The organism is Paenibacillus sp. IITD108, from assembly GCF_036541265.1.
Lineage (GTDB): Bacteria > Bacillota > Bacilli > Paenibacillales > Paenibacillaceae > Pristimantibacillus.
The window spans coordinates 1-16,391 of sequence record NZ_JAZHCT010000012.1; the positions used below are offsets into that span (position 1 = coordinate 1).

Genomic DNA, 16,391 nt, shown 5'->3' on the forward strand with positions numbered 1-16,391 from the left:
CTGCCAAGCCTGTAGTGGACTTTCACCACCGAGTTATCGCCCATGCCGGGCGCACACGTACGAAAAAAGACTCATTCTCAGCAGAGATTGAGTCTTTTTTCTCAAAATAATAGAAAGCATAAGGTTTTAACTTATCCTGTTTCTATATTTCATCGATTATATCGGTAAGCGCGCCAGTCCAAAGGATGGCGAAGCCATTTATCCTTGTTACGTAACGTTGATAATGTATGGGTACACATTTACTTGATCGTTAAACTTGAATTCCGCCCAAATTTTATATAAGCCTGGCTTATGAAAATGAGTGTGAAAAACCGTTTTATCAGAAGATATCGGATGCACGTGCACAAAATTTTCCCCAGACTCATCCAAAATCACCACATGGCCTAACGCTCCCAAGTATGGCTGCGGCTTCCCGCCCAGCATGTCGAAATCAAGCGTCACTTCTTTATGAGCTTGGATGTCCGATTCCATTTTCAGTTCTATAGCCTGAGCATTAACCATTTTAGTAAATTGAGTATCTGGAATAAGCTTAGCATCATTGTTTGCCAGATCCGTATCGCCTACATGAATTTGAATAGGTTCAACGACATAATTCAGATTTTTCGGCTTAATGTCAACAAATACGTTATAAACATTATCTTTTAAATTTATCTTTTGCGAAAAGATACCATCCCGTTGTTTTTCAGGATGCAAATGAAAATATTGCTGCAAATCCGAGCTGACAACAATGACATGCATCAGCTTGTCGTGCGACGGCTCCAGCTCAGGAGCTTGATCGGTAAAATCCTTCAGTTCGATTAACAGCTCATCTTTCAAATAAAAAGCATCAGCCGTAACTTCATTGTCCGAAGGCTCCAGCTGATAATGCTCCGTGTAATGGTCTCCGGTATCCACTTTATTGTTTAAGCTCGCGTATACTTGATATCCAGCGGCTACTGAGCCGAAGCATATCCACGCTGCAATTACGCTTTTCCTTATTCTACTTTTCAAATACTCTCCTCCTTCTTGAAAATTAAGGAATACTACTCAAAAAGTATTTCTCGTGGTCATTTTTTTATACATTCAAAGACAAAAAAAGCCTTGTCGCAAACAGCGTCACTGTCGTCAACTAACTTAAAACTATGTTCACCATCTGCAGAGTTCTCCCTTGTAACAACATGCTGGTTGGTTGGTTGGGCAGCATTACCTTTCTTCCAACCTGGAATTACTCCATCAGCCAGTATAGGACTTTCAAAACCTCCATTTTCCAACAATGGAGTGGAAGCATTCGTTCTAGGAGCTATGGATAAAAACAACATCCACATTAAGGCAAGACATAGACATACTTTAATCATATTTTTCATTTGTTCCGAAATCATCTGGTCATCTCCTTAAGAAAAATAGTAATGTAACCGAAAGCGCTTGCAAAACAAATTGTAATAGTCTTTCCTTACATTGTCGTTGTTTCTTTTTGCCTTCTTACTTGTTCAAATTTGTTTGTCGAAACCGATACAAAGGAACCTCGATTAAAAAACAAAAAAACGGGACTCGTCGTAACGAGCACCCGCTTCATACAGTTATTCTCCAAGATCTACATTATGATAAACCTGCTGGACGTCCTCTAAATCTTCAAGCGCATCAATCAGCTTCTCAAACTGCTTCAATGCATCGCCTTCAAGCGTTACCTCACTCTGAGCTAGCATCGTCAGCTCCGCTACTGTAAATTCCGTAATACCAGCTGCCTTGAACGCTTCCTGTACTTCATGAAATTGATCAGGCTCTGCGTAAACGATGACTGCATCCTCTTCTTCAATCAAATCTCTTACCTCAATGTCGGCATCCATAAGCAGCTCAAACGTTTCATCCAATGTTTTGCCTGTGATGCCTATAACAGCTGTGGCGCTGAACATATAGGCTACTGAACCGCTGACCCCCATGTTGCCGCCATTTTTATTGAAAGCGGAACGAACCTCAGGCGCTGTCCGATTCACGTTATTGGTCAATGCATCTACAATAACCATAGTTCCATTAGGACCAAAGCCCTCATAGCGCAGCTCCTCATAAATCTCTTCGCCGCTGCCTTTCGCTTTATCAAGCGCACGATCAATGATTGCTTTCGGCACATTGTAAGTTTTAGCGCGTTCCAGTACAACCTTCAGAGCGCGATTAGACTCTGGATCCGGTTCACCTTTCTTTGCCGCTACATAAATCTCTACGCCAAATTTGGCATAAATCCGGCTCGTATTCGCATCTTTACTTGCTTTTTTTTCTTTAATATTATTCCACTTGCGACCCATACTGTACCTGCTTTCCGTTATAGAATATTCAACTTATTATACCATCAATTTGTCCAATGAAAAACTGCTCATGCCTGCTATTCTTCCAATGCAGGTTCTACTGCTTGATGCCCAAGCCTATAATAACATAATAAATGCTGTGATTTGATGAACGACACGAAACTTTCACTTGATTGAAACGGTTCAAATAGCCCTAAGTAGTCATGCCTGTATTCAGGAAATGATTTATGATAATAATAAGCCTATCCCATTATTTTGCAATAAGAACAATATGAATATAATCCAATTCTCCGAAAAGGAGCTGGACCGAATTGACTAAAAGCAATCATTCTGAAACGAAGGCAGCACAGCTGCTGTTTTTCGCCTGGGGAGTCGCTTTCCTTGCAACAGCGGGAAGCTTATATATGAGCGAAGTTTTACACTATATCCCTTGCGACCTATGCTGGATTCAGCGTATTTTTATGTATCCGCTAGCTTTAATACTTGGTATTGCATTTTTTCGAGAAGAATATCAAATTATTTATTACGCGCTGCCGCTTGCCATCATCGGATCGCTTTTTTCTATCTATCACATACTGGTACAGCAATTCCCAGATACGATCGGCTCGCTGGCTGCATGTGAGGCTGGCTCATGCATCGGTGATTATTTATACTGGTTTGGGTTTATTACTATACCAATGCTTGCTTTAACTGCCTTCATCCTAATAATCATCTCACTTTTGTGGATGAAGAAGCATGCTTCACGCGTTAGTAAGACATAATAAAAACAACTTGCCAACGCTATATCAAATTTCCACCGTGCAGCTTCAATATTTTAAAGAAAGGGGAAATACTTATGAAATGGATTATGTCAGTCGTATTAGGTCTTGCTGCAGTTCTGGCTGTTTATGTTATGATCTTTCAATTTCCGGAAAAGAAAACAATCGATGAAAACAAGCCTTCTATAGAAATTCCAGAGACGCCTAATGACGCTGCCACGGCAGAGGCTGTCTATCGCAGCAATTGCATGGGCTGCCATGGCGATCAATATCAAGGAAAGGCTGGACCGGCCCTTACCGGGGTGGGCACCAAAATGTCCAGAGAAGCCATCTATAATAAAATAGTGAAGGGCGGCGGCGGCATGATCCCGTTTGAAGGAAAGCTGCCGGATGAAGACATTATTAATTTGACCAACTGGCTTTCCACCTTCAAATAATACAATAAACAGCTTCGCCGTTCTTTGGACAGGGATGAGCAAAGGGAATGTAACAAGCATTTTCCTCTGCTCGTCTTTTTTGCTTCCCCACTCTACAGACCGCGTTCATACGCATATCTTGCCAGCTGAACACGATTTTCCAGATGCAGCTTCTGCAGTATATTTTTTAAATGATTTTTTACAGTATGCTCAGATATAATCAGTGTGTCCGCAATATCCCGATTCAGCATCCCGCGGGCAACGAGCGTCAATATTTCTTTTTCTCTCGGTGTCAAAGGAGTGTCTTCAGGTTCAGGCCTGTTCGCTTGGGAAAACTCATTCAGTATACGCTGCGCAAGCTCCTGCGACATAGGCGCCTGATCGAGCGCGACCGCTTTTAAATATTCATGCCAAGCGCTTGGATTTAAATTTTTGATCAAATATCCTTGTGCTCCTTTTTTAAGCGCTTCAAACAAATGAGCAATATTGTCAGATACAGTTACCATAACAATTTTAACGTAGGGATATTTATCTTTTATAAGCTTGGTAGCCTCCAGGCCATCCATCCGCTTCATATTTATGTCCATAAGTATAAGGTCAGGCATAACCTGCTCCGTCCATTCTATCGCCTGCTCGCCATTTTCCGCTTCGCCAACAACCTCGAATAATGGATCAAGTCCAAGAATGGAGCGCATCCCTTCTCTCGCATGAGGATGATCATCCACAATCAGCACTCTAATCGGCTGAGTCATATCATGCCACTTCCTTCCCAATTTTCATAACCTCTACAATTGTGTACGGTTCCTGCCGCTGGATAGAAAACTGCCATCCCAGCTCAAGCGCTCGTTCCTTTACAATTTTTAACCCGTAGCTTTCCGCCTTCTGAAGCGATTGCGGTGTAAAGCCTTGCCCATCGTCCATAATGCGGCATCTCCAGCCCGTATCCGTATACTCCACATAAATAAAAATATGCTTGGCATTATGAGCATGTTTGCGAATATTTACAAGCGCTTCGCGAATAAACTCATACAATCCAATTTTTTCTTTGACGGATAATGCTTCTTCCTCGATCTTCCATTCATATTCTATTTTTATATTAGTCTCCAGGTATATATCACGAATCAGCATCTCCATCGATTCCTTCCAAGGCACAGTAACGAGCTCAGGCGGATAGCGAAGATTGGATATCGATTGCCTCACATACTGATTCACTTCATGCACAGTTTGTTTAATAGATTGCAGCTTGCTATTTTCTTCCGCCAAAGCGGACTGCTGAGCCAGCTCTTCAACCTTGATCGACATCAAGAACAAAGATTGTGCAATGCCGTCATGAAGCTCTTTGGCCAAATTTTCTCTTTCATGCAGAGCTGCCTGAACTAATTTGGATTGCTGCAGTTCAGCTTGAATCGTCTCAAGCACACTGAACAGCTTCGTCAACAGCAGCATAGTTACTAGAAAAACGATAACCGGAGCTAGCCAGTTCCCTAAATCCATCGACACATACGACAACAAATATTCATGACGAACATATTCCCAAACGCCGATTGTAATCGTCGGAATCGTTAATATGAGCCATTTAATTCGTTTATACAACATGAGCTCTCCCTTCTAGCGCTTGCAATGCCTGCAGCTTCACTATCTATTATGGATGATCGAAACAAAGTTAGAAATGACTCTTTCGGGCTACTGCTTGCCAAGAAACAGAAAGCGACCGAAAAGTGTCGAGAAGTATTAGGAATCGAATCCCAATTTCTGACAAACATTGCATACAAGCTTTGGTATGATTACATTCGTGTCTCATTCGTTAAAAAATATGAGAATGGTATGAAGTGTACAAAAAGGAGTGTTACTCAGCATGGAATGGATTACAGATGAGCTGTTTGAAAATGAAACGATCAGCTTGGACGGGTTTAATTTTAAAAACTGCACCTTCCGCAAATGTGTCATTATGATTCAATCATTGGATATTAACTTACTTCACTGTTCATTTCTCGAATCGATGCTTTATATCAAACCGATGCTCTCCGCCGCTGATATATCTCATCGCTTATCGAAATCCACATATGACAAAACGACTTATTTTATAAGAAATGATTGCCGGTATCCCAGAACAGTACTTCAGCTTCAACTTCAGTAATCACATAATAACAGGGCTGCCACCCCGTCCATGAGACGTAATGACAGCCCTGCTGTATCCTTATTTGATAATGGATTGACAGGATACATAGCCGGCAATCTGCTCGTTCTCAATTCCGCATATTGCCTTTTGCTTATCCGTTACGAGCACCCGCTGCCCGTTTGGCACGCGCTCCACCTCTAGTTTCTCCAATACCTGTTTGAATTCAGGAGTTCTGCGCGCCTGGTCAAGCAGCTCCATATCCCCTATCGATTGTGTAACGAAGCTGCCTTCCAGCACTTCATATGTTTTGCCGACTTCAATTTCATTGCGATTAAATAACATATAGATGACTGCGACAATAAAAGATACAATAAAAATAATCTGCAAAATTCTGCTGAGCGTCAAGGCTTTACCGGTAAACATAACAAACTCCCTTTAATCCGATCATGCGGTGTATTTATGCTGCTCCTTCCAGTCTACAACAATGCAGACGCGCTAACAACCCGTCGGCTGATAGCTTAGCTTCTCTTTACGCCTACGGTATGCCTCTGGCACGATAATGCCAACTAGCACAAGCAATACCCCTGCCCATTTCAACCAGCTTACCTGCTCATGGAGTACGAGCGTAGACAGCATGACAGCCACAGGAAGCTCTACTGCTCCGAGAATGCCGGCCAAGCCTTCTCCAATATGCGGTACACCATAGGCGAAGAGCAGCGGCGGTATAAATGCGCCAAAACAGCCTAATAAAAGCCCGAACAAAAGCAAATCGCCCCACAAACGTCCATTTATCAAATGATGCGGCGGGAAGATCAGGCTTACAAAGAGCAGTGCGCCTGCTACCATCCAAAGCGTGCGATGCAAAGGGTTTGCTTTTGGCAGCACGCCTCCGCTTATAAGAATAAATACTGTATAGCTGACTGCTGCAAGTAGCCCAAATAGGATACCTGTCATGCTGACGGCTTGTACTTGCTCCTCCAATACACCAGCTGCAAGAACAGTTCCAGCAATTACGATAGCCAGCGACACCAGCATTATCGCCTGCGGCCATTTTCTCTGCCTCACGGCTTGTATTACCAAGCTGATCCATACAAATTGAAAAAGCAAAATAATTGCCAATGAAGCCGGAATGTATTTTAATGCATTATAGTATAACAAGCCTGTAGCAGCCTGAGGAACGCCTGCCAGCATCAGCCACGCAACCTTTTTGCCATTTAATCTCTCAAATGCTGCACCTGCCTGCTTCTGCTGACCTTTGCCTTTCCATTTCATTGCCAGACTTAACAGGCTTAATAATAAAAAACCAACCAGCAGCTGTGTGCCGACAACCTCCTGCAGTTTATAACCTTTATCATAAGCCAGAACGACAAAGGTTGATAAAATGCCATAGCTCGCGGCTCCAAAAAAAACTGCAATCATATGCTTCATAATACTATTGACCTCCTTAGTGCTGTAAAAATAAAAAAATCCTAGCCTCGAATAGGAATAATCTTCATAAGATCATATCCGCTATTCGTAGCTAGGAAGTTAAGGCTTCCTGTAGAGACCCTCACCCTAATGAAAGTGACTTTGTGAGGCTATACGAAATATTGCACAACAAAATATATTTTATCGTTTTTAATCATATTGTCAAGCGCTCAATTTTATTCTACCTCATGAATGCGGATTAAGTTTGTTGCCCCAGCCTTGCCGATCGGCACTCCTGCCGAAATGACAATATAATCTCCGCGCTGTATCAGGCGGGCTTCAACTGCTCTTTGTATCGACATATCGAATAAATCATCTGTGCTAGTAACAGGCTCGCCTTTTAGCGGCGTAACGCCTCGGACAAGCGTTAATCGCTTCATCACATGGTCATGAGCCGTAATCGCAATGATTGGCGCCTTCGGTCTATGCTTCGATACCATCCGGGCGGAAAATCCGCTTTCCGTAGGCGTAACTATCGCGCTTGTAGCAAGCTGCAAGGAGGTTGCCACAACTGCCTGGCTGATCACCTCAGTCGTTGTAGCAGGATGAGCATTGCGCTTTGCCGTAAATTGATCCTCATAATTAATCGTCGATTCTGTCCGGTGAGCGATTGTCGCCATCATTTTCACTGATTCAAGCGGATAATTTCCTGCCGCTGTTTCACCGGAAAGCATAATTGCATCGGCACCTTGCAGCACCGCATTTGCAACGTCGCTTACTTCAGCGCGCGTCGGCCTTGGATTAACCTGCATTGAATCAAGCATTTGAGTTGCAACAATGACAGGCTTGCCTGCTGCATTGCATTTATCGATCATTTGCTTCTGAATCATGGGAACATCCTCAGCAGGAATTTCTACGCCCAAATCACCGCGAGCAACCATAATGCCATCAGAGGTTTCAATTATACCGTCTAGATTGTCGACGCCTTCTTCATTTTCGATTTTGGAAATAATCTGAATATGACCTGCTCCTGCTTGTTCCAGCAGCTGTCTGACATGGAGCACATCCTCGGCCTTGCGGACAAAAGACATGGCAATCATATCTACTCCTGCAGCAACTCCAAATTGAATATGCTGCTTATCCCTTTCCGTTACGCCCGGCAACGATGTGCGGATACCCGGCAAATTAACGCCTTTGCGCGGCTTTAATGTACCGCCATTTACAATACGGCACTTGGTTTCCGTCCCTTGGGCAGAAATGACCGTAAGCTCAATTAGTCCGTCATCGATTAAAATACGGTCTCCCGCTTGTACATCTGCGGCCAGTTCAGCATAATTAACACTTACGACTGAAGCAGTACCCTCCGTCTGCTCGCTAGTTAGAATAATTTCAGCTCCGCTGACAAGCTCTACCGACTTCTCCTTCAGCGTGCCTATTCTAATTTCAGGTCCTTTAATATCCATCATTACTGCCACAACTGTGTCAGCTTTCTTCGCTGCCTGTCTAACAAGATCAATTCGCCCTTGATGATCCTGCAGCTCGCCGTGCGCCATATTCAAGCGCGCAACACTCATACCGGCAAGCATCATTTGCTCAAGCATTTCAACGGATTCACAAGCCGGTCCCATCGTACATACAATTTTCGTTTGATTCATAACGTTCATCCTCCGTTCTTGACTGCTGTTATTGTAATGGATAAAACAGACAACGTACATGAACTATAGTATGATAGAAAGACTATAGTACAACGAGGTGACTGGATGATTACGATACCGCATTGGCGCCGCGACCAGGGAATGAGCTGGTATGACAGTGCAGAACTAGCGAAAAAGCAGCATCATTTTATTGTTGTTACGTATGGAAGCTGCCTGTACTGGATAAATGGAGAAAAGGTAATGGTGAGTAAAGGCGATTTTTTATTTATACCTAGCTCTGTTCCATACTACGGAAAAAGCATTCCAACCGTTTTCCATGAGAAGCTGCATTTTGAAGTGCAGGAATTGCCGCCGTTCAGCGGGATAACGCCCCCAAGCAAAACTGTAAGACTGCCGTTGTTTCAATCTGACAGCTGGATAAAATCGAAAGCTGGCTGCTATGACTTAAGCGTGGAAAGAATTCGGACTGCTTTAAAGGAAATAGAAGAGGGGTTAGCCTTTGCGGAAGGGCGCTTGCTGGCAGCTTTGCTGGAGACGCTGACCTTGTGGAGCCGCGAGCTTGAGCAGGGAGAAATGACAGAGCCTGTCGTACAGCATGTGGAAAAAATGAAAAAGTACATCGCAGAGCATTATCGCCAGGCCATTACCAAGCAGCATCTGGGCAGCTGCATTAAACGCTCGCCAAACTATGCTGCGGCGATATTCAGTAAAGTGACGGGCCAGCCTATAAGTGCATATGTCCATGCCGCCAGAATAAAAACAGCTGTCTATTTGCTGCAGGAATCGCTGCTGACCGTCAGCGAAATAGCCGAATATCTCGGCTATCGCGACGTCACATATTTTCAGCGAATTTTCAAACGAATGCTTGGCCATCCTCCATCCGTTCTGATGAAGGATCGCCCTCCAACGCCTTAGCTAAGCCTGCGGGCAACATTTTGCGGCTGCGCTTCAATCAGTGCCATTTTCAAATTTTTTGCGCCCAGCATCGCCATATTAAATCTTGTATTATCGGTTGCTGAGCCGATATGAGGCAAAGTCAGCACATTTTTCATTTGCAGCAGCGGATGATCCTTCTGAATAGGCTCCTGCTTAAAAACATCCAGTCCAGCTCCTGCAATCCAGCCTTCCGACAGTGCTTCTACGAGCGCTTCCTCGTCAATCGTTTGTCCGCGCGACACATTAATGAAATAAGCAGACTTCTTCATCAGCTTGAATTGGTCGCGCCCAATCATGCCCTCTGTCGCTTTCGTTAACGGGGTTAACAAAAGCACGAAATCAGAAGTTTTAAGCAGCTCCTCCAAGGACGAATACCTTACGCCAAGCTGTTGTTCAACCGCTTCCTTCCGGCTGCGGTTATAGTATTGAACATCCATTGAAAATCCCAGCTTGGCTCTGCGGGCCACAGCCTCGCCTATTCTGCCCATTCCAATAATGCCAAGCGTAGCATGATGAACATCGGTTCCAAATATCGTACGTCCCGCATTGGCATTCCACAGTCCCTGTTTCACAAAATGATCAAGCTCAGCCACTCTGCGCGCGCAGCCCAATATTAGCGCAAATGAAAGATCGGCAACCGTCTCGTCAAGCACATTTGGCGTATGCATGCCAATTACTCCATGCTTCTCCATCGCATCGAAATGAAAATGATCATAGCCAACGCTGATCGTGCTGACCGCTCTCAGCTTAGGAGCCGCTTCCAACAAACGCTCATCGATCGTTCTGCCAGCAGTCAGTATGCCTTCTGCACGGCTCAAATAAAGCATCAAAGTTTCTTTGTCTATTTTTTCATTTTTATCCCAATAGTCAAGATTGAAGCTCTCTTCCAAATATTGCTTCACCTCAAGCGGCAATGGTCGATCAATAAATATCGTCGGTTTCATCACATAACTCCTTTGCGTCGTTATAAGTATGTGTTTCATTATAAATAATACGATGCCGTTTGGATAGGCTTGACTGAGCATTTTACAAGAAGAAACGGCTCGACCTTATATAAGGACGAACCGTTTCTTGAAAATTATTTTGCCTGAAGCTGTTTCACCAAGTCCTCACTCTTCACTCCAGGGCTGCCATTAATCCGTTTCAGCGCAAACAAAGTTCGCGGATCGCCCTTCACCAAGTAATTGACGCCAGATTCAGTAGTAAGTGTAGCCCGATAGCCCAGATCTTTAATTATCTGTTCGGATAGATGCGAATAATATCCAAATGGATAAGTAAACACCGTTACCTTCTGGCCTGTCTTCTCCTCAATGATTTGGCTTAAACCATTTATATCCGCTTCAAGCGCTTTAGCATAAGCTCCTGTCGTTTCACCATCCATCTGTAAAATACCGACACGCGTCTGGCCGTCATCCTTGCTCTCATGCATGTCTATCGTATGATTCTGCAAATCGACCAAGCCCGAATCAACCATTTCCTTTGCTTGCTCCCATGTAAAATGCGGATAAAAATTAACGCCTGGCAAGCGATGCTCCGTCCGTCCAGCTGACCAGCCGATCGGCGAAATAGTTGCCTTCATATTAAGCTCCTTCAACACTGGAAAAGCATGCTCGTAATTGCTTAAGTAACCATCATCAAACGTTATTGCAACCGGATTTGGCGGCAGCTCCTTCTTGCCGTCTACAAAATCGATCAGATCAGGTATAGATACCGTATTGAACCCCGCTTTCGCAATAGCGAGCATATCACTTCTGAATTTATCCGGCGGCGTAATTAATGAGTTCGGCTCAAAAGGATCTGCATCGATATGATGATAGACTAAAATCGGCACTTTTGTTTTTTCAGCTGCCGCCGCTGCTGGCGCTGTGAACACCTTTTCCGCATGAGCCGCTGCATTGTCCTTCGTTGTGTAATGACCAAAGTCAGCAGGCACGTATATATTCTCATCTTCGAAAATATATCCCAGCATCATTGTGCCAAGCGAATTGCGATAATGCATCGTATCATAAAAATATCTTGGGTCGCCGCTAACTCCCGTATAACCGGTAAAATCCCAAAAATCCGTTACTTCGGCGATCTTTACCCAATATTTTTTCAGATCGTCAAGATTGTAGCTTTTCAGCTCCTGCTCGGAAGTAGCACCTGTAATCAGCCTGAAGCTGATGCCGCGCTCATCGCAATATTGCTTCATTCTCTTTAATGACTCTACATTATTGTCCAGAGCGATTGGCTCCATCTTCCCGAAAGGAGCAAAAGCCGCTTTATTACGATCCATATATTGACCTAAATTATTAACATCCTCTGCATCTCGTTTAACCTTGTTGTAGACGCCGTTTTCAGGTATGAATTGAGCGTATTCAAAGGAATCTATTTGTCTTTCAGCCAATCCCTGCAGTTTATCGTAGCCGTAAGACGGATTGAGCAACAAATATTTCAAATAAAACGTCAGCTTCGACTCGCCAGAAACTTTGGCGTGCAAAGACTGCTTGAAGTCAGTCGCCTTCTCATTATAGTGGCTGATCTCCTGCAAGCTCATATGAATAACAATGTTTTTAGGCTTATATTGATCTACAATATAATACATCGTTTTTTCATAATCATGAAAATCGCCGCCATACATCAGCATGCTGTAAAATTTTGAGTCATCCCCATAATATTGATTTAACAATTCTGGAGAGATCGAGCTTGATTTGGAGCCTCCGATAATATAGGAATTATACTGCTCATGCCGCTCGTCCAAGTAAGCGATTTTTGCTACTCTCGGGTTATTAACCATATTGTATGAATGCCATTTTAAAAACTTATCACCGAACACTCCAAAAGGATCGACAATAATATTGAAGCCGCCAACTGCCAGCCCGCCTACGACAAGCGCAGCTGCAAAAGCTATTAACCATTTACGCAAGCTCATATGCTCACCTCAGCCTTAAAATTGAAAATACAAAAATTTAGAAACAGAAGTCATTTGCGTTAATGAAATGCCTAATAGAAAGGCAGCTGCAAAGGCATAGCGATAGCGCGGCTTGAAATCCTTCGTTATTTCGCTTGAATTTGGCGCAAAAAAAGCAATAATCATCGCAATAGCAAGCAGCACAATCGTATACAGATGATAGGCGCCAAAGGTAAGGAACTGGTAATACACAGCATTGCCTACGCCGTATTCCTTCCAGACAAACATCATTTTCATCACTTCCAGCGCATGTGGAAGATTGTCAGAAACGAATAAAATACGTGTGCCGACTACGCCCGCAAATGTAATTACCCATGCTAAAATAAAAGGCAGCTTCCACTTTTTGCGATACATGAAATGAGACATGCATACAAATACGCCATTAATAACGCCCCATAAAACAAACTCCCAGCCTGCTCCATGCCAAAAGCCGGATACAAAAAAGGTAATCATTACAGCACTATAGAAGTTAAAGCTGCCCTTTCCCTTTCGATATACGCTGCGAAATACATAATCGGATAAAAAGCGCGACAGCGTCATATGCCAGCGATTCCAATATTCTCTGAAATTTCTTGCCTTATATGGTGAATTGAAATTTTGCGGAAGACGAATATTAAACAGCAAAGCAAGTCCGATCGCCATATCAGCGTAACCGGATAAATCAAAATAGTAAGAAAGCGTATAGCCTACCGATGACAACCAGGCTGTAAGTGTATCACCCGCACTAATATTAGCAAAAAATTGCTGGGAGTAATTCGTTAGAGGATCAGCCAGCATTATTTTTTTGGCACAGCCAATTGAAAACAAGAATAGCCCCAGCATAATATTGGAAGCATTGAACAAGCGCTGCTTATTGTCCTGGTATTGCGGCAATACTTCAGCATGATGAACGATTGGACCTACAATCAACTGCGGGAAAAATGTAATAAATAAAAAGAAATCAATCGCTGGCGTAGGCTTAGCCGTACCGCGATAACTGTCTACCAAATAAGCAATCAACTGGAAGGTATAAAAGGATATGCCCAGCGGCAGCACAATATTAACAAGCCCGTAAGCTTGCCCAGTAATCATATTTACATTATCGATCATAAAATTCGCATATTTATAATAGCCCAAAAATAAAATATTCAGCGTCAGCCCTGCTGCCAAAAGCAATCGCTTGAGCCCATTCCTGCCGGCATTGCCACTCTTGATCATTAAATTGCCGAGCATTAAATTGACGCACATATCAATAATAAAAATTATAGTAAAGCTGCCGCTGCCTTGCGCGTAAAAGTATACCGAGGCTATAACGAGCCATAGCTTGGCCCAAAAATGAAGCTTAAAATGACTAAGCAGCCTGAATCCTAAAAAAACAATCGGCAAAAAAATAAAAATAAATGAATATGTTGAAAAAATCACTAAATACGACCTTCCTTCATCCGAATGCATAACTAGAATGAAATGGCAGTTGCCAAGAATTATTTCATTATAGCACAGATAAAGATCAATGCATAAATCGACAAATCTCTTTCTATTATTAACCAAGTGTTGAAAATCAGCGCAAACAGTTCTATCATAGAAATAATAATATGATAAAGATAGGAAGGTTTACCCAATGACACAAAAAGGCGGTTACCGCGTTTTATTGTACTATAAATTTGTTCCAATTCCCGATGCTGCAAGCTTTACAGCTGAGCATTTGACTTATTGCAAGGAGCTTGGCGTAAAAGGCAGAATTTTAATTGCGGATGAGGGCATTAACGGCACCTTATCAGGCACTTATGAGCAAACAGAGCAATATATGCAGCATATGCATGCCAACCCTCTGTTTGCCGATATGGTTTTCAAAATTGACGAAGCTGATAAGCATGCTTTCCGCAAAATTTTTGTAAGGCACAAAAAAGAGCTCGTCACTTTGCGGTATGAAAAGCCTTTAGATCCAAACAGCTTGAGCGGCAAGCGCTTATCGCCCAAGGAATTTCATGATTATTTGCAGCGCGAAGACGTCATTGTCCTCGACGGACGCAGCGATTATGAATATGATCTGGGTCATTTCCGCAACGCGATTAAGCCTACGCTGGAAACATTCAAGGAATTTCCGAAGTGGCTGCGTGAAAATATGCAAGACTATAAGGACAAGCCCATTTTGACTTATTGTACGGGAGGCATCCGCTGCGAGAAGCTTACAGGTGTTATGCTAAGTGAAGGCTTCACTGATGTATATCAGCTGGAAGGCGGGATCGTAACGTACGGCAAAGATGATGAAGTAAAGGGCAGACTGTGGGACGGCAAATGCTACGTATTCGATGAGCGTATTTCTGTAGATATTAATCATACTGATGAAGCGGTAGTTGTCGGCAAATGCTATCATTGCGGCACTCCTGCAGAAACGTATATTAATTGCGCGGATGATACCTGTCATCGACAGCATATTGTATGCGATAATTGCGAACAGCAATATAATCATTACTGTTCGCCCGAATGCGAAGAGCATGTGCATAGCCTAGCCCAGGGATAAACGTGCCCCGCTCCAAGGCATATAATAAACAGGGATATCGGCAACAACAACCGATATCCCTGTTTTATGGTTCGTCCCACTACGCAGACGAGCATTGTTTTTCATGCTATATTAAAAAGCTAATGAAGGATAGCTTTTTTGTAGTCACTCTTCATAATGGACTTCACTAATGAAGGCCATTTACTATTAGTTGGACAATACTTTTTAGCCACCTTTTCAATGGTATCCAAGCCTTTGCCCACATAATTTTTTGAAATCAGCTGCGCAAACTTCTCCACACTGTCGCTTTTCGTCTTAAAACTAAAGCCTTTATTAAACCCGTCACCGTCAATGGCATTCAATCCGAACAAGTTATTTTTCTGCTTGGCAAGCTTACTTTTGCCGTGACCGCTCTCCAGCTTCATCACCGCTACCGTGAAAAAAGCATTAACGCCGTACTTCACTTCCATTTCAAGCACAGCCTCGCCAAGCCCATGGCCTGCCAGAGCTGAATCTCCAAACAGCTTTTCAATTTGCTCGCTCGTAAGACCGGAAGCCTGGTCAACCGTCGAGGTAGGCTGATTGGCCTTTTTGTCTTTTTGAACGGTTTTCACAATTTTAGGCAAAGCTTCGCTCTTCAGCTTGGCAGACAGCTGCTGAGGATGCTGGTCTGTTGCCGACGATACTGCTTCCATATAGCTTTGAATCGTAACTGGCTTGTTCATTTCACGCTGTTCTAATGCTCCCTCTTCTGCTTGCTCAATCCGTTTCACATAATTTCCATTTATGTATCCATCCGACTCCAGCTCAAGCCAGCCATTTTCAAGCTCGCTTACAATAGTGAGCTGGTCGCCTTGCTTCACCGTTTTAAGTATTTTAGAATCGGCATGACCCTGCTCCCGTATATTCAAAAAGTAAGCTGTAACTTCAACCATGAAGGATGGGAGGCTGCCAGTAATCTCTGTTTTCTCGTTATATGTAATTTCATTCCTTTGCAATACCTTTTCTAAACTCTCTGTGATCGTTTCAGCATACAAGCTTGAATATGCCTCATCCATCGTTATGCTTTCATCCGCTAGAGCTCTATTATCGTCTTCCTCATCATTTTCCTCATAAATTTTATTCCATGCATTATTCAGCTTTTGAAAGGCGGCTAACCAGGCTGGCTTCCAATCGCTATGATGCGCTACGTCAATATGAACAGCCTCACTAGCAGGAACTTCCTCCATGACTGAGCTCGATGTTTCCAGATGGGCGGATTCAGTGCGTTGAGGCGGATTAAGCAAAAGGGTTATCACTAGCAATAAACAAATAGTCATTATACTTATTGGATGATTGATCATTTTTCTCATATCAAGTACCTCTTTCCTAAATTTATTTAAGAAGATCGGTCTT

The 16,391-nt window shown here is 43.2% G+C and carries 17 protein-coding genes and 1 riboswitch; of the genes, 5 read left to right on the forward strand and 12 right to left on the reverse strand.

Going from position 1 to position 16,391, the window contains the following annotated elements; genetic code table 11:
* Positions 1–207 precede the first annotated feature (207 nt).
* From V1L65_RS12490 to V1L65_RS12500, 3 genes are all read right to left on the reverse strand, one after another.
* Entirely contained in the window at positions 208–990 is a 783-nt protein-coding gene (locus V1L65_RS12490) for a hypothetical protein (protein WP_331699490.1), read from the reverse strand.
* A 56-nt stretch (positions 991–1,046) separates the two neighbouring features.
* Complete coding sequence (locus V1L65_RS12495) at positions 1,047–1,358, reverse strand: hypothetical protein (RefSeq protein WP_331699491.1); 312 nt, start codon at positions 1,356–1,358, stop codon at positions 1,047–1,049.
* A gap of 198 nt (positions 1,359–1,556) precedes the next feature.
* A complete protein-coding gene (locus V1L65_RS12500; protein ID WP_331699492.1) occupies positions 1,557–2,276 on the reverse strand; it encodes a YebC/PmpR family DNA-binding transcriptional regulator in 720 nt (239 codons plus the stop codon).
* Between the two features lie 311 nt (positions 2,277–2,587).
* On the opposite strand from V1L65_RS12500, the gene V1L65_RS12505 reads away from it, so the two are divergent.
* Complete coding sequence (locus V1L65_RS12505; RefSeq protein ID WP_331699493.1) at positions 2,588–3,037, forward strand: disulfide oxidoreductase; 450 nt, start codon at positions 2,588–2,590, stop codon at positions 3,035–3,037.
* A gap of 74 nt (positions 3,038–3,111) precedes the next feature.
* Positions 3,112–3,471 carry a c-type cytochrome gene (locus tag V1L65_RS12510; protein ID WP_331699494.1) on the forward strand — a complete coding sequence of 120 codons (360 nt, stop codon included), beginning with the start codon at positions 3,112–3,114 and terminating at the stop codon, positions 3,469–3,471.
* 92 nt (positions 3,472–3,563) lie between these two features.
* Here the strand turns inward: V1L65_RS12510 and V1L65_RS12515 are convergent, their stop codons facing one another.
* Entirely contained in the window at positions 3,564–4,202 is a 639-nt protein-coding gene (locus V1L65_RS12515; RefSeq protein ID WP_331699495.1) for a response regulator transcription factor, read from the reverse strand.
* Position 4,203: 1 nt separating this feature from the next.
* Positions 4,204–5,046: a sensor histidine kinase gene (locus tag V1L65_RS12520; RefSeq protein WP_331699496.1), complete on the reverse strand. Its 843-nt coding sequence runs from the start codon at positions 5,044–5,046 to the stop codon at positions 4,204–4,206.
* A gap of 259 nt (positions 5,047–5,305) precedes the next feature.
* On the opposite strand from V1L65_RS12520, the gene V1L65_RS12525 reads away from it, so the two are divergent.
* Entirely contained in the window at positions 5,306–5,587 is a 282-nt protein-coding gene (locus V1L65_RS12525) for a hypothetical protein (protein ID WP_331699497.1), read from the forward strand.
* Between the two features lie 60 nt (positions 5,588–5,647).
* Here V1L65_RS12525 and V1L65_RS12530 read toward each other — a convergent pair whose 3' ends face one another.
* The 3 genes from V1L65_RS12530 to pyk form a co-directional block, all read right to left on the reverse strand.
* Positions 5,648–5,992, reverse strand: coding sequence for a hypothetical protein (locus tag V1L65_RS12530; protein ID WP_331699498.1), 345 nt, complete (start codon positions 5,990–5,992; stop codon positions 5,648–5,650).
* A gap of 72 nt (positions 5,993–6,064) precedes the next feature.
* Positions 6,065–6,997, reverse strand: a complete 933-nt coding sequence (locus tag V1L65_RS12535; RefSeq protein ID WP_331699499.1) for an EamA family transporter — start codon at positions 6,995–6,997, stop codon at positions 6,065–6,067.
* A gap of 68 nt (positions 6,998–7,065) precedes the next feature.
* Positions 7,066–7,174: riboswitch (purine riboswitch) on the reverse strand.
* A 38-nt stretch (positions 7,175–7,212) separates the two neighbouring features.
* A complete protein-coding gene (pyk, locus tag V1L65_RS12540; RefSeq protein ID WP_331699500.1) occupies positions 7,213–8,631 on the reverse strand; it encodes a pyruvate kinase in 1,419 nt (472 codons plus the stop codon).
* Positions 8,632–8,736: 105 nt separating this feature from the next.
* Here pyk and V1L65_RS12545 point away from each other — a divergent pair, with 105 nt between their 5' ends.
* On the forward strand, positions 8,737–9,546 hold the full coding sequence (locus tag V1L65_RS12545) for an AraC family transcriptional regulator (RefSeq protein WP_331699501.1): 810 nt from the start codon (positions 8,737–8,739) through the stop codon (positions 9,544–9,546).
* Here V1L65_RS12545 and V1L65_RS12550 read toward each other — a convergent pair.
* The 3 genes from V1L65_RS12550 to V1L65_RS12560 all read right to left on the reverse strand — a co-directional run bounded on the left by V1L65_RS12550 (position 9,543) and on the right by V1L65_RS12560 (position 13,918).
* Positions 9,543–10,511 carry a 2-hydroxyacid dehydrogenase gene (locus tag V1L65_RS12550; protein WP_331699502.1) on the reverse strand — a complete coding sequence of 323 codons (969 nt, stop codon included), beginning with the start codon at positions 10,509–10,511 and terminating at the stop codon, positions 9,543–9,545. The two genes, V1L65_RS12545 and V1L65_RS12550, sit on opposite strands and share 4 nt — an antisense overlap.
* 134 nt (positions 10,512–10,645) lie before the next feature.
* Positions 10,646–12,478 carry a polysaccharide deacetylase family protein gene (locus tag V1L65_RS12555; protein ID WP_331699503.1) on the reverse strand — a complete coding sequence of 611 codons (1,833 nt, stop codon included), beginning with the start codon at positions 12,476–12,478 and terminating at the stop codon, positions 10,646–10,648.
* Between the two features lie 15 nt (positions 12,479–12,493).
* Positions 12,494–13,918: an MBOAT family O-acyltransferase gene (locus V1L65_RS12560; protein ID WP_331699504.1), complete on the reverse strand. Its 1,425-nt coding sequence runs from the start codon at positions 13,916–13,918 to the stop codon at positions 12,494–12,496.
* A gap of 196 nt (positions 13,919–14,114) precedes the next feature.
* On the opposite strand from V1L65_RS12560, the gene trhO reads away from it, so the two are divergent.
* Positions 14,115–15,017 carry an oxygen-dependent tRNA uridine(34) hydroxylase TrhO gene (trhO, locus tag V1L65_RS12565; RefSeq protein WP_331699505.1) on the forward strand — a complete coding sequence of 301 codons (903 nt, stop codon included), beginning with the start codon at positions 14,115–14,117 and terminating at the stop codon, positions 15,015–15,017.
* A 119-nt stretch (positions 15,018–15,136) separates the two neighbouring features.
* Here the strand turns inward: trhO and V1L65_RS12570 are convergent, their stop codons facing one another.
* Positions 15,137–16,348 carry a glucosaminidase domain-containing protein gene (locus V1L65_RS12570; protein ID WP_331699506.1) on the reverse strand — a complete coding sequence of 404 codons (1,212 nt, stop codon included), beginning with the start codon at positions 16,346–16,348 and terminating at the stop codon, positions 15,137–15,139.
* Positions 16,349–16,391 lie beyond the last annotated feature (43 nt).